At 50.7% G+C, this 16,475-nt stretch carries 18 protein-coding genes; 15 read left to right on the top strand and 3 right to left on the bottom strand.

All coding sequences use genetic code 11. From position 1 onward, the window contains the following. The first annotated feature begins 2 nt into the window (after positions 1-2). Entirely contained in the window at positions 3-1,364 is a 1,362-nt protein-coding gene (locus KOG47_RS02805) for an alanine/glycine:cation symporter family protein (protein ID WP_215243727.1), read from the top strand. A gap of 40 nt (positions 1,365-1,404) precedes the next feature. Here KOG47_RS02805 and KOG47_RS02810 read toward each other — a convergent pair whose 3' ends face one another. Beyond that, entirely contained in the window at positions 1,405-3,108 is a 1,704-nt protein-coding gene (locus tag KOG47_RS02810) for a methyl-accepting chemotaxis protein (RefSeq protein WP_215243728.1), read from the bottom strand. Between the two features lie 214 nt (positions 3,109-3,322). Between KOG47_RS02810 and gatC the strand changes: the two genes are divergently transcribed. The 9 genes from gatC (at position 3,323) to KOG47_RS02855 (ending at position 11,254) form a co-directional block, all read left to right on the top strand. Next, a complete protein-coding gene (gene gatC / locus KOG47_RS02815; RefSeq protein WP_012727041.1) occupies positions 3,323-3,613 on the top strand; it encodes an Asp-tRNA(Asn)/Glu-tRNA(Gln) amidotransferase subunit GatC in 291 nt (96 codons plus the stop codon). Between the two features lie 11 nt (positions 3,614-3,624). Then, positions 3,625-5,067, top strand: coding sequence for an Asp-tRNA(Asn)/Glu-tRNA(Gln) amidotransferase subunit GatA (gatA, locus tag KOG47_RS02820; RefSeq protein ID WP_215243729.1), 1,443 nt, complete (start codon positions 3,625-3,627; stop codon positions 5,065-5,067). A gap of 12 nt (positions 5,068-5,079) precedes the next feature. Beyond that, complete coding sequence (gene gatB / locus KOG47_RS02825) at positions 5,080-6,510, top strand: Asp-tRNA(Asn)/Glu-tRNA(Gln) amidotransferase subunit GatB (protein WP_211782444.1); 1,431 nt, start codon at positions 5,080-5,082, stop codon at positions 6,508-6,510. 63 nt (positions 6,511-6,573) lie between these two features. After that, positions 6,574-7,572 carry a diacylglycerol kinase gene (locus KOG47_RS02830; protein ID WP_012727038.1) on the top strand — a complete coding sequence of 333 codons (999 nt, stop codon included), beginning with the start codon at positions 6,574-6,576 and terminating at the stop codon, positions 7,570-7,572. A gap of 55 nt (positions 7,573-7,627) precedes the next feature. Further along, the gene (gene rlmD / locus KOG47_RS02835) at positions 7,628-8,989 is read left to right on the top strand and encodes a 23S rRNA (uracil(1939)-C(5))-methyltransferase RlmD (RefSeq protein ID WP_215243730.1); all 1,362 of its coding nucleotides are present in this window, start codon (positions 7,628-7,630) and stop codon (positions 8,987-8,989) included. Between the two features lie 72 nt (positions 8,990-9,061). After that, positions 9,062-9,655, top strand: a complete 594-nt coding sequence (locus KOG47_RS02840; RefSeq protein WP_215243731.1) for a dihydrofolate reductase family protein — start codon at positions 9,062-9,064, stop codon at positions 9,653-9,655. Next, positions 9,652-10,185 carry a GNAT family N-acetyltransferase gene (locus KOG47_RS02845; RefSeq protein WP_215243732.1) on the top strand — a complete coding sequence of 178 codons (534 nt, stop codon included), beginning with the start codon at positions 9,652-9,654 and terminating at the stop codon, positions 10,183-10,185. Before KOG47_RS02840 ends, KOG47_RS02845 begins: the two co-directional genes overlap by 4 nt. Before the next feature lie 10 nt (positions 10,186-10,195). Continuing rightward, positions 10,196-10,813 (top strand): hypothetical protein, encoded by a 618-nt coding sequence (locus KOG47_RS02850; protein WP_215243733.1) that lies wholly within the window; start codon positions 10,196-10,198, stop codon positions 10,811-10,813. Beyond that, positions 10,814-11,254: a hypothetical protein gene (locus tag KOG47_RS02855; protein WP_074036127.1), complete on the top strand. Its 441-nt coding sequence runs from the start codon at positions 10,814-10,816 to the stop codon at positions 11,252-11,254. On the opposite strand, the gene KOG47_RS02860 is transcribed toward KOG47_RS02855, so the two are convergent. Then, positions 11,246-11,773, bottom strand: coding sequence for an AAA family ATPase (locus KOG47_RS02860; RefSeq protein WP_074036128.1), 528 nt, complete (start codon positions 11,771-11,773; stop codon positions 11,246-11,248). The two genes, KOG47_RS02855 and KOG47_RS02860, sit on opposite strands and share 9 nt — an antisense overlap. Before the next feature lie 93 nt (positions 11,774-11,866). Between KOG47_RS02860 and KOG47_RS02865 the strand changes: the two genes are divergently transcribed. Next, positions 11,867-12,736, top strand: coding sequence for a PhzF family phenazine biosynthesis protein (locus KOG47_RS02865; RefSeq protein ID WP_214690596.1), 870 nt, complete (start codon positions 11,867-11,869; stop codon positions 12,734-12,736). A gap of 32 nt (positions 12,737-12,768) precedes the next feature. Here KOG47_RS02865 and KOG47_RS02870 read toward each other — a convergent pair whose 3' ends face one another. After that, positions 12,769-13,713 (bottom strand): DUF5692 family protein, encoded by a 945-nt coding sequence (locus tag KOG47_RS02870; protein ID WP_074036132.1) that lies wholly within the window; start codon positions 13,711-13,713, stop codon positions 12,769-12,771. A 201-nt stretch (positions 13,714-13,914) separates the two neighbouring features. On the opposite strand from KOG47_RS02870, the gene KOG47_RS02875 reads away from it, so the two are divergent. The 4 genes from KOG47_RS02875 (at position 13,915) to KOG47_RS02890 (ending at position 16,443) form a co-directional block, all read left to right on the top strand. Beyond that, a complete protein-coding gene (locus tag KOG47_RS02875; RefSeq protein ID WP_215243734.1) occupies positions 13,915-14,529 on the top strand; it encodes a TetR/AcrR family transcriptional regulator in 615 nt (204 codons plus the stop codon). An 84-nt stretch (positions 14,530-14,613) separates the two neighbouring features. Continuing rightward, positions 14,614-15,621, top strand: a complete 1,008-nt coding sequence (locus KOG47_RS02880; RefSeq protein ID WP_374193976.1) for a tRNA dihydrouridine synthase — start codon at positions 14,614-14,616, stop codon at positions 15,619-15,621. Between the two features lie 75 nt (positions 15,622-15,696). Further along, positions 15,697-15,903, top strand: coding sequence for a hypothetical protein (locus KOG47_RS02885; protein ID WP_214690598.1), 207 nt, complete (start codon positions 15,697-15,699; stop codon positions 15,901-15,903). A 33-nt stretch (positions 15,904-15,936) separates the two neighbouring features. Beyond that, positions 15,937-16,443, top strand: a complete 507-nt coding sequence (locus tag KOG47_RS02890) for a hypothetical protein (protein WP_215243735.1) — start codon at positions 15,937-15,939, stop codon at positions 16,441-16,443. Positions 16,444-16,475: the final 32 nt, after the last annotated feature.

Consider the following 16,475-nt stretch of genomic DNA (forward strand, 5'->3'; position numbering starts at 1 on the left):
CGGTGAATCAAATTGAAAGTTGGCTGACGAGTTTATCCAATCTCGTCTGGGGGCCACATTTACTCATATTACTCGTCGGGACAGGGATTTTCCTGACCGTCCGTCTCGGATTTATCCAAGTGACGCGACTTGGGGTCGGTCTGAAAGAGGCATTTATACCAAAACCAGAACAACCGAAGAAAAAGCAACGTGGGGACATCTCGCATTTCCAAGCACTTATGACGGCATTGGCGGCCACGGTCGGTACCGGAAACATGGTCGGTGTCGCGACGGCGATTGTCCTCGGGGGACCGGGTGCTGTCGTTTGGATGTGGTTATCTGGTTTCGTCGGGATGGCGACGAAATACGCTGAGGCTATCCTGGCGGTCAAATATCGTGTCGTCGATGAACGCGGTGAGATTGCCGGGGGTCCGATGTATTACTTAGAACACGGACTAAAGAAAAAGTGGCTCGGCGTCTTGTTCGCCGTCTTTGCATCGGTCGCAGCCTTTGGGATTGGGAACGGGGTCCAAACGAACTCGATCAGTCTCGCCTTGAACAACTCGTTCAACATCCCAATGGTTGTGACAGGGATCGTCATGATGGCGGTCACGGCATTCGTCATCTTAGGTGGTGTCAAATCAATCGGAAAAGTCGTCGGAATCTTCGTCCCGTTCATGATTTTCGCATATGTCGGGAGTGGGCTCGTGATTCTCATCATGAACCTTGAATTGGTACCAGGTGCCTTATCGACAATGTTCTCGAGCACATTCAGTGCTGAAGCCATCGGTGGGGGTGCGTTAGGTGCCGCGATTCGCTACGGGGTCGCGCGCGGTGTGTTCTCTAACGAGGCAGGACTTGGATCTGCACCGATTGCGGCCGCGGCAGCGAAGACCGACTTCCCGGGACGTCAAGCACTCGTTTCGATGACACAAGTGTTGATCGACACACTCATCGTCTGTTCTATCACGGGACTCACGATCGTCATGGGTGGTCAATATACGGAAGGGCTTGAAGGGATTGCCTTGACGCAAGCCTCGTTCGCTTACTTCTTAGGGCCGATTGGTGAAATCATCGTGACGATCTCGCTCGTCTTCTTCGCCTATTCGACCGTCCTCGGCTGGTGTTATTACGGTGAACGTTCAGCGTATTATTTACTCGGGGAAAAAGTGATCGTCCCGTATCGTGTCCTCTATATTTTAGTCGCGGGACTCGGTGCGATGACGACGAACTTGAATTTGATCTGGTCGATCTCGGATGTGTTCAACGGTCTCATGGCCATCCCGAACTTGATTGGACTCTTGTTCCTCTCTGGTGTGGTCGTCGCGGAGACGAAACGATTCGAACTCGAACGGAAAAAAGAAGGGCAGTCCTCTGCCGCTTGATGAGAAAACCCGCCGGACAGCATGTGTCGGCGGGTTTTTGTCATACCTTGAATTGGCGAATCAGTGAATCAAGTTCTTCCATCTTTTGTTGCGACTGTTCCGTCGCATGGTTCAACTCGGCGAAACGTTCGACGGACATCGTCACTTTTTCAGCGATTTCTTGCGTACCGAGTGCCCCGTTGTTGACGGTCGTTGCGACGTCTTGGATGACGCCGATCATGTTAGACGTCAATTGTTCGAGCTCCCCGGCAGCGGCGGCGAACTCGGTCGCGGTCGTTTCGAAGCGACCTGCGTCCTCGCTATATTGTCCGGCTGCCTCTTCAAGTTGGTCATAATCTTTCAAGACGTTTGTGTCGAGGAAGTGGAGCATCTGTCCAGAACTCTCGTTCAAATGATCGACCGAATGAAGGACGGTCGTCGAGATGACTTGAATGCGTTCGACGGTCGCCCGGCTCGTTTCGGCGAGTTTTCGAATCTCGTCGGCGACGACGGCGAATCCACGTCCGGCCTCTCCGGCACGTGCCGCTTCAATCGAGGCATTGAGTGACAAGAGGTTCGTCTGCGCGGCGATATCGAGGATGTCGTTCGTGAGCGTCGCGATCTCACGCACGGCTTTCGCATCTTGCATCGCTTTCTCCAAGTTCGTGCGTGTCGACTGAAGGACGCTGATGGCATTCTCTTTCGCCTCTACCGCATGTGACTTGAGGGAGAGGGCGCGTTCATCGATTTGTCTCGCTTCGGTTTTCCGCTCATCGGCCATCGTCACGATGTGATGAATCGTCCGTTCCATATCCGAGGCGGAAGCGTTCATCTCTTGCGCGCTTGCGGCCGTCTGTTGCATACCGGCGGTCAAGTCTTCAGTCGTCGCAGCGGTCGTCGTCATATATGTGTCGAGTTCTTTCAACTCTTCATACATATGAGTAGATTGCTTCGTCACGCCTGTCGTCACGTCGTTCACTTGAAGAATCAACTGACGCAAGTTGGCGATGAATTGATTGAAGTCACGTGCGAGTCCGGCAAACTCGTCACGGCGCTTCACAGGAATCGATGTCGTCAAATCGCCATCACTCGTGGCGAGCTCATGCATCTTCGTCTTGAACTCTTTGAGCGGCTCAAAGATGGAGCGGAAGATGAAGAGCATCATGAGGATTGTCATGACAGCCGCGACACCAAGTACGATGAAGAGCGACATCTGAACTTGCTCAAACATCTTAGCTGCTGCGGCGGTGTCCGATTGAATCGCTTCGCGGTTCAAGTTGACGAGAAGACCGAGAGAGTTCGAAAGCGTATCGGCACTTGCGGTTGCCGTATCGCGAATATACGCTTCTGCGGCCTCTGTACCGTCTTCATTCGAAATACGAATGAGTTCATTCATGACCGTTTGGAAGTTATCCCAATTCGCACGGGCTTCATCGAAGAGCTGTTGATCTTCTTCCATGATAATCGTCGCTTCATAACCGTCCATCCGTTGTTCTAAGATGGCGACGGATGCTTGAATGTCTCGCTCGATGTTTTGTTTCGTCACGGCGTCCTCGACGAGTGCGTGACGAATCAAATGACGGCGAATTTCGAGCAATTGCTTATCCACTTGATGAATCTGGTCAATTCCTGGTACCCAAGAGACGATCATGTCCTCCTGGGCTGCTTTTGATGCGTTCAAGGCATACCAAGAGTAACCGCTTACACCAAGAAGCAGCACAAACATGATGCTAAACGCAGTGATGAGTTTATTCCGAATCGACATACGATTCCTCCTTACGAAACTTTTCTATCTTTAGCATAATCAGAATCGCACATCGACCGTATAGCTGATTTCGAAAGCGGGTCAATATTCGGAGAAGATTTCCCTAGTTTCTCAAAAAGGAGACATTTTCTCACAAGATAGATTTCCTTTTTTGTCTTATGAAAAAGTGGTATGATAATGAACGATGTATTGAAAACTGTTGGAGGTGGGAATTTTGGCTCGTATTACAGAAGCTGAAGTTCGGCACGTCGCCGGACTTGCCCGACTTGCGATCACGGATGAAGAAGTGACGCACTTCACGGAGCAATTGACAAAAATTCTCGAGTTCGCCGAGCAACTCGATGAGCTGGATACAACGGGCGTCGAACCGACGACCCATGCCCTAGATTTGAAAAACGTACTACGCAAAGACGAGGTCCGTCCATCGCTTCCACGTGAGGAAGTCGAACGGATGGCACCTGACTGGGAGAACGGTCAAGTCCGTGTCCCTGCGGTCTTTGAGTAAGGAGGCCTTTCATGAGTTTATTTGACCACGGTGTAGCGAAACTGCATACGTTATTAAAAGAAGGCGAAGTCACGGTCACGGACCTCGTCAAAGAGTCGTTCGACCGCATCGAAGCGACGGATGATAAAATCGGTGCGTTTTTGACGCTCAATGAGGAGGCGTTCGAGCAAGCGAAGCGCATGGATGAGCTCGCAAAAACGTCAGACAACCCGCTTTTCGGCATGCCGATCGGTGTGAAAGACAACATCGTTACAAAAGGGATGCGGACGACATGTGCCTCGACGTTCCTCGAGAACTTCGTCCCGGCACACGATGCGACGGTCGTCGAGCGTCTTCATGATGCGGGTGCCCTCACAATCGGGAAGTTGAACATGGACGAGTTCGCGATGGGTTCATCAAACGAGAACTCGGCGTTCAAGCCTGTCCGTAACCCATGGGATCCGACTCGTGTACCAGGAGGTTCTTCAGGCGGTTCAGCAGCATCGGTCGCAGCTGGGCAAGTCCTCTTCAGCCTCGGTTCGGATACGGGTGGTTCGATTCGTCAACCAGCCGCGTATTGTGGTGTCGTCGGGATGAAGCCGACATACGGTCTCGTCTCACGTTTCGGTCTCGTTGCCTTCGCGTCGTCACTCGACCAAATCGGCCCGCTCACGCGCACGGTCGAAGACAATGCTTACTTATTGAATACGATTGCGGGTCATTGCGACATGGACTCGACGTCGGCTGAGGTCGAGGTGCCGGACTATACGGCAGCGCTCAACCAGGATTTGACGGGCATGAAGTTCGCACTTCCGGAAGAGTTCATGGCAGAAGGTGTCGCACCTGGCGTCCGTGAACAGATTGAAAAAGCGATCGAGACGCTCAAGTCTCTCGGTGCGACAATCGAGACGGTTTCGATTCCGTCTGTGAAGTATGCCCTCTCGGCGTACTACTTGCTCGCGTCGTCAGAAGCTTCTTCGAACTTGGCTCGTTTCGACGGTATCCGTTATGGACGTCGCGCCGAAGCGGACACGCTCGACGAAGTGTTCACATATTCGCGTGAACAAGGGTTCGGGGACGAGGTCAAACGCCGGATCATGCTCGGGACTTATGCCCTCAGCTCTGGTTACTATGATGCGTTCTACAAGAAAGCCCAACAAGTCCGTACCCTCATGAAGCAGGACTTCGCGAAAGTGTTCGAAGAGTATGATGCCATCGTTGGACCAACTGCTCCGACGACAGCTTTCAAACTCGGCGAACAGCTCGACGATCCGCTCACGATGTATGCGAACGATATCATGACGATTCCGGTCAACTTGGTCGGTATCCCGGCCATCTCGGTCCCGGCAGGTCTTTCAGAAGGACTTCCGGTCGGTCTTCAAATTATCGGGAACTACTTTGATGAATCAACACTTTACCGCGTGGCCCATGCTTTTGAACAAGCAAACGGCGGTTTCAAGATGCCACAGCTCTAAGGAGGACGTACGATGAACTTTGAAACGATCATCGGGATCGAGGTGCACGCCGAGCTGAGCACGAAGTCGAAGATTTGGTGTGGCTGCTCACGCACTTACGGTGCCGAAACGAATACACAGACGTGTCCGATTTGTCTCGGACACCCGGGCGTCTTGCCTAAATTGAACGAAGAAGCGGTCAACCTCGCCATCAAAGCGGCAATGGCACTCAACTGTGAGATTGCGACAGATACGAAGTTCGACCGCAAGAACTACTTCTACCCTGACACGCCGAAAGCATATCAAATCTCGCAGTTTGATAAGCCGATCGGTTCAAACGGTCACGTCGACGTCGAAGTAGACGGAGAGATGAAACGATTCCGCATCGAGCGCGTGCACTTGGAAGAAGATGCCGGGAAGATGAACCACACGGGCGAGAAGCACTCGGTCGTCGACTTCAACCGGACCGGTTCACCACTCATCGAGATTGTCAGTGAGGCAGACATGCGCTCACCGAAAGATGCGGTCGCGTATCTCGAGCGTTTGAAAGAAGTCCTCTCGTTCGCTGGCGTCTCGGACGTCAAGATGGAAGAGGGGTCACTTCGCTGTGACTGTAACATCTCGGTCCGTCCATTCGGGCAGGAGAAGTTCGGTACGAAGACAGAGCTCAAGAACTTGAACTCGTTCTCAAACGTCTTAAAGGCACTCGACTATGAAGAGACGCGTCATCGCAAATTGCTTCTTTCAGGTGGCGTCATGCGTCAAGAGACGCTCCGTTACGACGAAGCGGCGAAAAAGACGATTCTCATGCGTGTTAAAGAAGGGGCAGCGGACTACCGTTACTTCCCAGAACCGGACCTCGTCCGTCTCGAAATCGATGAGGCATGGAAAGAGCGCATCCGCGCGACGATTCCAGAGATGCCGGCAGCTCGTCGTGAACGCTACATGAGCCAATACGGTCTCTCGGCATACGACGCAAAAGCCCTCACGTCAACGCGAGAGTTCTCGGACTTCTTCGAAGCGACGACAGCGGCCGGTGCGGAGCCGAAAGCGGCAGCGAACTGGCTCATGGGTGAAGTGCTCGGTCACTTGAACAAGTCGAATGAAACGGTCGAGACGATGAAGTTGACACCGGAATCACTCGCCGAGCTCATCCGCTTGATCGCAGAAGGGACGATTTCATCGAAAATCGCGAAGCGTGTCTTCACGGCGATGATGGAAGAAGGCGCTGATCCGAAAGCGTATGTGGAAGCGAACGGACTCGCCCAAATCTCGGACGAGAACTTGCTCCGTGGCTACATCCTCGAATTGTTCGAGGCGCATCCGCAAATGATCGAAGACTTCAAGAACGGGAAAGACCGTGCGAAAGGCTTCATCATCGGCCAAATCATGAAACAGACGAAAGGGATGGCGAACCCGGCACTCCTCGATGGCTTGTTCCACGAAGAGATCGCAAAACGCTAAGCAGGCGGCGAGACACTTGTGTCTCGCTTTTCGCTCGAGTTGAGCATAGGGGAGAGAATCAATATGCAACGGAAACGTGCGCGGGTCATTTATAACCCGACATCTGGTAAAGAAGTGATCAAACGGGAACTCCCGTACATTTTGAACCGCCTCGAGGATGCGGGTTATGAGACGTCGACGTATGCGACGAAAGCGATTGGTGATGCCACGCTCGAAGCAAAACGGGCCTCAGCGGCCGAGTTCGACCTCATCATCGCCGCAGGCGGAGACGGGACATTGAACGAAGTCATCTCAGGGCTCGCCCCGCTAGAGAATCGTCCGACGATCGGACTCATTCCGGTCGGGACGACGAACGACTTTGCCCGGGCGATGCGGATTCCACTAAGTGTGGTCGGTGCACTCGACGTCATCTGTGACGGATTCGAGATGCCGGTCGACCTTGGGGAAATCGAAGGCGAGAAAGGTGACATTCACTATTTCATCAATATCGCCGGTGGCGGCATCATGACCGAGCTCTCGTATGAGGTGCCATCGAAGTTGAAGACAGCACTCGGGCAGCTCGCGTATTACGTGAAAGGGATGGAGAAACTGCCTCTCATCAAACCGACGTATATCGAGCTCGAACACGATGAAGGAACGTTCCAAGGCGAGGTCATGGTCTTCCTCACATCGAACTCGAACTCGGTCGGTGGATTTGAAAAAATCTCACCACACGCGTCGTTGAATGACGGGTTGTTCGATCTGTTCATTTTACGGAAATGTAACTTGTTCGAATTCATCCACGTCGTCCGTTTACTCCTTCGGGGTGAGCACTTATCAAGCTCACTCGTCGAGCATGTGAAGACGAGCCGCGTCCGGATGAAGACGACCGAGCCGATGAGTCTCAACATCGACGGTGAGTACGGCGGGGAATGCACAGGTGAAATGCGGAACTTATTCCGTCACTTGACGGTGCTCGCGCCGAACGCCCGAATTCGCGAGATGGAAGATTTGAATGCACAATATGAACGCGAACAGATGATCAAGCAATTGTTCAATGTTTCGCTCGATAAAGCAGAGTGAAAAGATAGGAATGACGACATCTGTCATTCCTATTTGCAATGGAAGGAGCATTCGTATGCTACCAGTGAAAAAGAATGATCGTCTCGACGTCCACGTCCACGACTTGACCCATGAAGGGGCGGGTGTGGCACGTGTCGACGGCTATACGTTGTTCGTCCCGAACGCGTTACCGGGTGAGACGGTCGAAATCGTCGTGACGAAGACGAACAAGCAGTATGGGTTCGCCCGATTGTTGAACGTGAAAGAAGCGAGCGCTGACCGCGTCGAGCCACCGTGCCCGATTTTTTATCAGTGTGGCGGCTGTCAGCTGCAACACTTCAGCTATGAAGGACAACTACGCCAGAAACGAGAACGCGTCGTCGATGCGCTCAAGCGTCTCGGGCAGTTCGACGTGCCGGTCCATGACACGATTGGCATGCCAGAACCTTGGCGCTACCGCAACAAGGCACAAGTCCCGTTCAAACAAGAAGGGGACCGTCTCGTCTCAGGCTTCTATCGTCCTCGTTCCCATGACATCGTCGAGATGAATGAATGTTTGATTCAAGATGAGCGTAATGATCAGGCGATCCAAGTCGTCCGTGATGTGTTGGATGCTCGCGGTGTGCCGGCGTATGACGAGAAGACAGGACGTGGGGTCATCCGTCACGTGATGGCCCGTTACGGGTACCATTCGGGTGAACTGATGATCGTCCTCATCACGAAGACGACGAAGCTAAAAGGTGTGAATGAGATCGTCGCCGATATCGTCGAGCGTCTTCCAGACGTGACGTCGATCATGCAAAACGTCAACCCGGACAAGACGAACGTCATCCTCGGGGCGACGAACAAGTTGCTCTACGGCCACGAGACGATTGAGGATAAAATCGCAGGACTCACATTCACGATTTCTCCGCACTCGTTCTTCCAAGTCAACCCGGTCCAAACGGAGAAATTGTACGGGAAAGCGCTGGAGTACGCACAACTGTCAGGTACGGAACAAGTCGTCGATGCCTATTGCGGCATCGGGACGATCAGTCTGTTCCTTGCTCGGAAAGCAGCGCATGTGTACGGTGTCGAAGTCGTACCGGAAGCGATTGAAGACGCGAAACAGAATGCGCTCGTCAATGAGATCGATAACGTGACGTACGCATGTGGCGCGGCGGAAGATGTGCTTCCAGAGTGGAAGAAAGACGGTGTGAACCCGGATGTGATCGTCGTCGATCCACCACGTAAAGGATGTGCCGAATCGTTCCTTGAGACGATGGTCGAGATGGGACCGAAGCGAATCGTATACGTCTCGTGTAACGTCGCGACGCAGGCGCGCGATATGCGTTACCTCGCCGACCGAGGTTATCGCTTGATGGAAGTGACACCGGTCGACATGTTCCCGCATACGGCGCATGTGGAGACGGTGGCGTGGTTGGAGAAAGTAGAATAAGATGAATGTATCATGCCTTCGATTGAATCAATCGGGGGCTTTTTTTGCAAACAGTCGAAAGGGGAGTCGGAGATGAGGAAAATCATTGTTCTTGAACATCTGTCGTTAGATGGGGTGATTCAAGCACCAGCTGGGAGAGAAGAAGATTTGAGTGGGGATTTCATGCATGGGGGATGGACGGAACCTTTTTCGAGCCAAGAGCTCGGAATTTGGATTCGGACGCAAATGCATAGTGAGTTTGATTTGTTGCTCGGTCGAAAGACATATGACCAATGGGCGAGTTACTGGCCGAACCACGATGACGTCTGGCCGGAAGCCAACCGGGCGATGAAGTATGTGGTAACACGGCAATCACAGGATTCACGATGGGAGTCAACGATGCTTCTGACAGAACCAGTCGAAGCGTTGAAACGACTCAAACAAGAAGAGGGACCCGATTTACACGTCTGGGGAAGCAGCGAACTTGTGCATACGCTACTCGCGAACGACCTCATCGATGAAGTTCGACTGATTGTATATCCTATCATCATCGGTTCAGGCAAACGACTTTTCCCAGACGGCAACATCTTGCCACTACACCTCGACGTGATCGAGCAACAGCTGATGCCGAACGGGGTCCATGTTGTTCGGTATGGGCGCCTTCAATCTGAAGGGGGGAAGATATGAGAATCGAGGAACACCTCGAAATGACCGTATCAGAATCGATGGATAAGGAGCTAACTGAGCTATTACAACATGCGTTTCCCTCAATTTATCCGAATCGCCGCTACTTCAAGCAATTACCCCATTTCCGACTCATCGCGTATGAAGACGAACGGATCATTGGACAAGTCGGGTTAGACTTTCGTGTGATGAATATGAACGGGGAATCGATTCACGTGCTCGGCATCATCGATTTGTGTGTCCGGGAAGAAGTTCGGGGACGTGGGGTCGGACGGGCACTGATGGAAAAAGTCATTGCTCTTGGGGAAACGTACCCCATCGATTTTCTTCTGTTATTCGCAGACCGACCAGACCTCTACGAACGCATTGGGTTTCACACGGTATCTAACACATGCACGTGGCTTCAAATCAATGACGAGAATCAGACGACACGCGGAATCGGTGAGGCATCGTTTGAAGAATTGATGATTCGTCAGGTGGGAGACAAACGATGGAGCGACGGAACACTCGATTTGCTTGGATATTTATACTAGGGGGATATCGATGAATCTTGAACAAGTGACAAAAATGTATGAGACGTATGCACAAAAAATCGGGGACCGAAAACAAGTTTATGAAACGATTGCTGATACTTTTGACGTAAAGCAGGCGCTCTATCCAGGGAGTCACGTCGACGTCGCCCCTTCCCTCGTCATCCCTCATGTCATCTATGTCGACAGTTTCAAAGGGACGATTCGTTTCTTCAAGCAAATTGAAACGGTACAGGAGCTGATGGATCAACGAAAGGAATATGATGAGCCGTGTACGATTGATTTTTTTGGTCAGGACTATACGCAGCCGCTCGACATCGAACCCGTTGACTTGATCATCTCGCAATATGCGGGGTTTGTCGGTCAGGCGACGAAACAATATTTGAAGCCGCGTGGCATCTTGCTCTGTAACGATAGCCATGGAGATGCGACGTTGGCGCAATTCGATAAAACGTTCGAGCTGATTGGGGTCATGGGAAGTACAAATGAACTCATTCAGACAGGGCTCGACGATTATTTCCGATTGCCGAAAGGGAAAGACGTCGATGTAGCCGAAGTGAAGAAGACGATGAAAGGTCCAATGTATACGAAGTCAGTTGAGAATTATGTGTTTCAAAAAAGGAGGGATTGAATGAAGCAATATACGATTCGAACTCGTAACGTCCCGCTTTCCCTGCATGACGCGGTCATCACGGAAGCGACTTTTATGGGTTCGACAATCCGTCTCGTTTTTGCGGATGGCATCCGTGACTTGTTCAAGAAAGAAGCGGTATGGACGGGACGTGCCGTCGTGACAATCTCGAACGTAGACCGGGATTCTTCGTCGCTCGTCCGCTTCGGTGAATCGTCTTATTCGGTATGTCCGATCGAACAATTGGGTCAGTTTGTTAAAATGGGGCGCTTCGAAATCATCGATGAACTGTACGGATATCGGCAACTATTGTTCCGCTGCATGTGGTTGACCGATACGATGTGTGAGGCGGTGGAGCTGAGTCTATCCCATTCAAGTGAGCTCGTCATCCGATGGGAAGACGAGCCGTCCGAAGCAATGTATGAATCTGAATCATTTTGAGGCAAGTGTGAGACCGACATGATCGGCGACCGCTCGCGCAACATCTTGTTTTGATAGGTGATCTGTTACAATTTTTTCTGCATGGATTTCAGATTGAAATGCGGACTGGCAGCGAACAATCTGCGCTTTCCCCCAAGAGTTGAACCATTCGAAACGTTTATTCAATCGTTTCACGAGCGTTTGTCGATGCGCTTCAAGGATCAAATGACGTACGTCGATCCCGTCCCGCTGAAGCCGACCGATGATTTCGTCTACATACGTTGCGTCCACCAATGTCATGGGAACGAGGATGACCCCATCGAAGGACGTGGCAATCTTCGACAACATCCGATAGTTGAACTCCCGCCATTCCGGATGGTGCTGAAAATCGGGCTGTTGAAGGCTTTTTGGCAATTGGTTCCGAATGAAAAAGCCGACTTGTTCCGGGTCGTAGAGAAACGCATTCGGCAACTGTTTCTCAAGTAGCTTGGCACAGGTTGTCTTGCCCGAACCGAATGCGCCGTTAATCCATATAATCATCAAAGTCCCCCCATTTTTCATCATGTCGTCTTGCAATTATAACGTATAGTTGAGTTTGCAGAATCCTATAGATTGACTAAAGGAGATTGAAACATGTTATCGATTGATGTATATGTTGTCCATGCTTTTTCAAAAGATGGAGAAGGAGGGAATGCGGCTGGGGTCGTATTACATGCAGATGCCTTAACCGAATTAGAAATGAAACAGATTGCGAAGAAGGTCGGTTACAGTGAGACTGCCTTCGTGAGTCAATCGCATCATGCGGATGTCCGCGTCCGTTTTTTCACACCTGAAGAGGAAGTCGACCTCTGTGGTCATGCAACGATTGCAACGTTTCATGTATTGAAAGAACAAGGTCTACTTGGGAGTGGACGATTTACACAAGAGACGAGAGCTGGTGTGTTAGAGGTCGAGATCCGAAATGATTTGACTATTATGATGCAGCAGCGACTCCCAGAATTTTTACCCGTGACAAATCATCAAGAAATTGCTGATTCACTTAAGGTTCCGCTTGAGGTATTAGATGATCGTTTTCCGATTCTGATCGGTTTCACTGGACTCCGGGATATCCTGATTCCTATCAAATCGCTTACTGAACTATTGTCTATTCAACCGGACTTCGAAAAAGTGAAGGAAATCAGTCGACAATCTGACGTGGTTGGGTACCATCTTTTCACTCTTGAAACGATGGAGGATGGCATCGCCCATACACGAAATTTTGCGCCACTATATGGAATCGATGAAGAATCTGCCACTGGAACGTCGAACGGTGCGCTGGCTTGTTATCTGTTCGAGCAATCTCTTGTTTTGAAGAAGTCGTCTACGCTTGTCATGGAGCAAGGATATGGAATGAAACTTCCGTCAGAAATTTTGGTAGAACTAACTGTAGCAGGAGAAGAAATCTCACACGTCACGGTTGGAGGAAAGGCGACTACTCTGAGCGTACAACATCTTGATTTCTAGGAACTCAAAAGACGAGCCGCGGCTCGTCTTTTTCATGCTGTCTTAGGATTAGGTGATTCTGTTTCTCGTAACGCATCGACTCGTTTGTATTCTTCAGTATCGGTCCACAGCTCGTCTTTCAACGGGTTGAGACGTCGTTTCATAATACGTGATACCTGCATGACGGCGAGCACGACGTTGAGGGCAAGACTGATGAGGGCGAGCGTCCAGTTCGCTGCCGGATTATACGAGACGCTCACATTGAACGTACTGCCGACCGCAAAGAAGTAAGGGAAGGTCATGACCCACATCATCCAAATCGAGAGCGTTTGGGCACGGTTCTGCATCCATGTTCCTTTCGCCCAAAGGAGAGCAGGGATGGTTGCGGCAATGTTCAACGCAAATCCGGAATAAAATGCGTTACCTGGTGCACACGAATAGACGTAGGAGATGTTCCAGATTCCATATGCGATGATCCACAATTTCGTCTGGTCCGGCCAAATCATATCGACTCGCTTACCGGACGTCGCAAAGATGCCGAACCAGCCACAAATGGTGAGGATGTTCAAAATTCCGGCGAAGGCGTTGACGTAGTTCCACCCACCGGAGATGTAATTCATACCGTCGACGACCCCATCAAATCCCATGAAGCCGACTTGAAACTCCCGTATAACGGCCTCCATGATATTGATGGCAAGAATGGCCGGGACGAGTACTAAATACCAAGGATGTTTCTTATGGTAGTTCGTGAAGCGGATGACCATGTAGATGAGCGCGCCGGCGAGTGCCGAATACACCTTCACCCAATGGAACCACGACGTGATTTCCGAATCGACGACAAACAACCAGATTGGAGTCAGTGCGATCGGTAACGCCATGAACATAAGTTGGCTCGCCCGTTTACCAGAACGGACGAACTCGTTAAACCCCATCAGCAGTCCAAGGACGACGAACCACATGACGACGTTATACCAAGGCATTGATTCGAAGAAAAACATAACATGACACTCCTTTCGAAAATGAGATAAACAGAAATAAATGCAGTGACTAAACATACCGAACGTTCGTTATGTTTATGTGAAAAGTGTAACAAACTATTGTAAGCGCTGTCAATAGGGGGTGGGAGCTCACATGGAAGTGTCGAAAGTTTGCCACATCATTATGGTATAATGAGCGTTGAAAACAGAGGAGGGTGCGAGATGATGATGAACGAAGGAAAGTTGAAAATCTTACAAGCTGCGCGTGAAATCATCGTCGAACAGGGCATCAAAGGCACGACGCTCCGAGGGATTGCGGAGCGGGCCGGATTCAGTACGGGTGCGATTTATCATTACTACACGTCCAAAGAGGCGATTCTATATGACGTGATGGACGAGGGGCTCGGTGAGGTAAAACGCATTGAGACCGTCTCCCATGACGATCGAAAGGAAGCGGCGGTGATTATTCAGGAAATCTATGAAGGTATGCAGGAGCGCCTTCAAAAAGATGCGGAGAGCCGACTTCAATTTTATCTCGCCCACGAAGCGATGATTGGCAATGAGGACATCGAACAAAAGTTCAGAGAGAAATATCAAGACTGGATTACACGGATTGAGGCGATCTTTGTACGGGCTTACGGAGTCGAGCAAGGGCCGATGACTCGGGCGGTCGCGACATGGACGATGGCCGGGATTGACGGGATGGTGCTGCAGACGCTACTTCGCACGGGAACGATTGAACCGGAATACACGAATCGTGTGCTTCATTACTTATTGACCGAAGGATTCCCGCACTTTTTTCAACTCATTCGCTCGAAAGAAACGGATCATGAGTAATGTCAGTTGATACAATCCGACGGACATAATAGAATAGATGAGTGATTTTGTTGGACTGTATGGATGAAAGGAACTGATTTTACGATGAAAGAAAACTTTTGGCGCGACCTTCCGCGTCCGTTCTTTATACTTGCCCCGATGGAAGATGTGACCGATGTCGTCTTCCGTCATGTCGTCGCCCACGCGGGACGCCCGGACGTCTTCTTCACAGAATTCGCGAACTCGGACAGCTATTGCCATCCGGAAGGAAAAGGTAGCCTCCGTGGTCGTTTGACGTTCACTGAGGACGAACAGCCGATGGTCGCCCACATCTGGGGAGACAATCCGGAATATTTCCGTCAAATGAGTATCGGGATGGCCGAGATGGGCTATAAAGGACTCGATATCAATATGGGTTGCCCGGTCCCGAACGTGGCGAAACGTGGGAAGGGGAGCGGTCTTATTCTCCGTCCGGAAGTTGCGGCTGAGCTCATTCAAGCAGCAAAAGCCGGTGGTCTCCCTGTCAGCGTCAAAACGCGACTCGGCTACGCGAAGCTCGATGAGTGGCGTGACTGGTTGACGCATCTCTTGAAACAAGACATCGCCAACTTGTCGATTCACTTGCGCACGCGCAATGAGATGAGTAAAGTCGACGCGCACTGGGAAATGATCCCGGACATCGTGAAGTTGCGGGACGAGATCGCCCCGGATACGCTCATCACCATCAACGGGGACATCCTCGACCGTCAAATGGGACTCGAGCTCGTTGAGAAATACGGGGTCGATGGTGTCATGATCGGTCGCGGGATTTTCAAGAACCCGTTCGCGTTCGAGAAAGAGCCTCGCGAACACTCGATGGAAGAACACCTTGATCTATTGCGTCTGCAACTGGACCTTCAGGATAAATTCCAAGAAGACGTGCCGCGTTCGATTTCGAACTTGCACCGTTTCTTCAAGATTTATGTCAAAGGATTCCGTGGGGCGAGCGAGCTCCGTCATAACTTGATGGAAACGAAATCGACGGATGAGGTACGAGCGTTACTCGATGCCTTTGTCGAGAAATATCATGAAGAAGAGGCAGCACTCGCTGAGGCGGTCTCGACAGTCGAATAGTTTTTTGAAGGGGGTCAGTGAATACTGGGTCCCTTTTTTATATGAAAAATAGTAGATGACGATGAAACGTTTCATATGGTCGATTCGTATGTAATGAGTGGAAAGAAGAGGAGGGGCGAATGGCGCGAATCAGTAGTCGGGCTTGGACTTGTATTTGGCACGGTTAGCGGAATCGTCATCTCTTCATTAGTTGATTTTCCGTTTATATATGGTATTGTCATCGGTTCAATCATCGGATATGTGATTGGTCTTTTCATATCCATTCGTGCGATGAAACGATAGCGACCCATTACTAAAACAAGAGGGGGCTTTCACATGAGTGAATTCCAATTTATTGTGAGCGATCACCCACTAAAAGAAGTCGAAAATCCATATGGTGAGTTCTTATCTATCAACGAGGCCATCCAAAAAGGCATCGTGTTGCCTGACATTCTGACAGACGTCGAGGACCTCGACCGTGATGAAAAGATTTTGATGAACGTCGAGTCGGAAGAGCAACTTGACGAGATTGAGATTAAACATAGTCTCTATTATGCGATGGAGAACGTCGAGGCGTATTCTTCAAAACCGCACGTAGTAGAGTTGCGTTGGCTTTATTCCGATGCGAGAGCAGAACAGCTCGTCGAATATATAACCGACCATTTGAAGACGGCGGAGGAAATCGAGATTTGGAAAGTGTGGGTCGATGAACAGACCAAGCCGAAAGTTCAATCCATCAAGCTCGACGAGTTGACGATAGATGCATTACGATTCTTAGGCGAAGTCGGATTCGTACGACCGGAGTGCCTTCGAGTTACAACATCCTCATCCGCATGCAAATAACGTATTGTCCTCCCTGACGAGATTTCTCGTTA

Source organism: Exiguobacterium sp. s121 (assembly GCF_018617245.1).
GTDB classification, from domain to species: Bacteria; Bacillota; Bacilli; order Exiguobacteriales; family Exiguobacteriaceae; genus Exiguobacterium; species Exiguobacterium profundum.

What these genes read in the sequence shown, in the direction of transcription:
- KOG47_RS02810 (WP_215243728.1), bottom strand. Translation starts at nt 3,108, where the DNA reads ATGTCGATTCGGAATAAACTCATCACTGCGTTTAGCATCATGTTTGTG.
- gatA (WP_215243729.1), top strand. Translation starts at nt 3,625, where the DNA reads ATGAGTTTATTTGACCACGGTGTAGCGAAACTGCATACGTTATTAAAA.
- gatB (WP_211782444.1), top strand. Translation starts at nt 5,080, where the DNA reads ATGAACTTTGAAACGATCATCGGGATCGAGGTGCACGCCGAGCTGAGC.
- KOG47_RS02830 (WP_012727038.1), top strand. Translation starts at nt 6,574, where the DNA reads ATGCAACGGAAACGTGCGCGGGTCATTTATAACCCGACATCTGGTAAA.
- rlmD (WP_215243730.1), top strand. Translation starts at nt 7,628, where the DNA reads ATGCTACCAGTGAAAAAGAATGATCGTCTCGACGTCCACGTCCACGAC.
- KOG47_RS02840 (WP_215243731.1), top strand. Translation starts at nt 9,062, where the DNA reads ATGAGGAAAATCATTGTTCTTGAACATCTGTCGTTAGATGGGGTGATT.
- KOG47_RS02845 (WP_215243732.1), top strand. Translation starts at nt 9,652, where the DNA reads ATGAGAATCGAGGAACACCTCGAAATGACCGTATCAGAATCGATGGAT.
- KOG47_RS02850 (WP_215243733.1), top strand. Translation starts at nt 10,196, where the DNA reads ATGAATCTTGAACAAGTGACAAAAATGTATGAGACGTATGCACAAAAA.
- KOG47_RS02855 (WP_074036127.1), top strand. Translation starts at nt 10,814, where the DNA reads ATGAAGCAATATACGATTCGAACTCGTAACGTCCCGCTTTCCCTGCAT.
- KOG47_RS02860 (WP_074036128.1), bottom strand. Translation starts at nt 11,773, where the DNA reads ATGATTATATGGATTAACGGCGCATTCGGTTCGGGCAAGACAACCTGT.
- KOG47_RS02865 (WP_214690596.1), top strand. Translation starts at nt 11,867, where the DNA reads ATGTTATCGATTGATGTATATGTTGTCCATGCTTTTTCAAAAGATGGA.
- KOG47_RS02870 (WP_074036132.1), bottom strand. Translation starts at nt 13,713, where the DNA reads ATGTTTTTCTTCGAATCAATGCCTTGGTATAACGTCGTCATGTGGTTC.
- KOG47_RS02875 (WP_215243734.1), top strand. Translation starts at nt 13,915, where the DNA reads ATGATGATGAACGAAGGAAAGTTGAAAATCTTACAAGCTGCGCGTGAA.
- KOG47_RS02880 (WP_374193976.1), top strand. Translation starts at nt 14,614, where the DNA reads ATGAAAGAAAACTTTTGGCGCGACCTTCCGCGTCCGTTCTTTATACTT.
- KOG47_RS02885 (WP_214690598.1), top strand. Translation starts at nt 15,697, where the DNA reads ATGGTCGATTCGTATGTAATGAGTGGAAAGAAGAGGAGGGGCGAATGG.
- KOG47_RS02890 (WP_215243735.1), top strand. Translation starts at nt 15,937, where the DNA reads ATGAGTGAATTCCAATTTATTGTGAGCGATCACCCACTAAAAGAAGTC.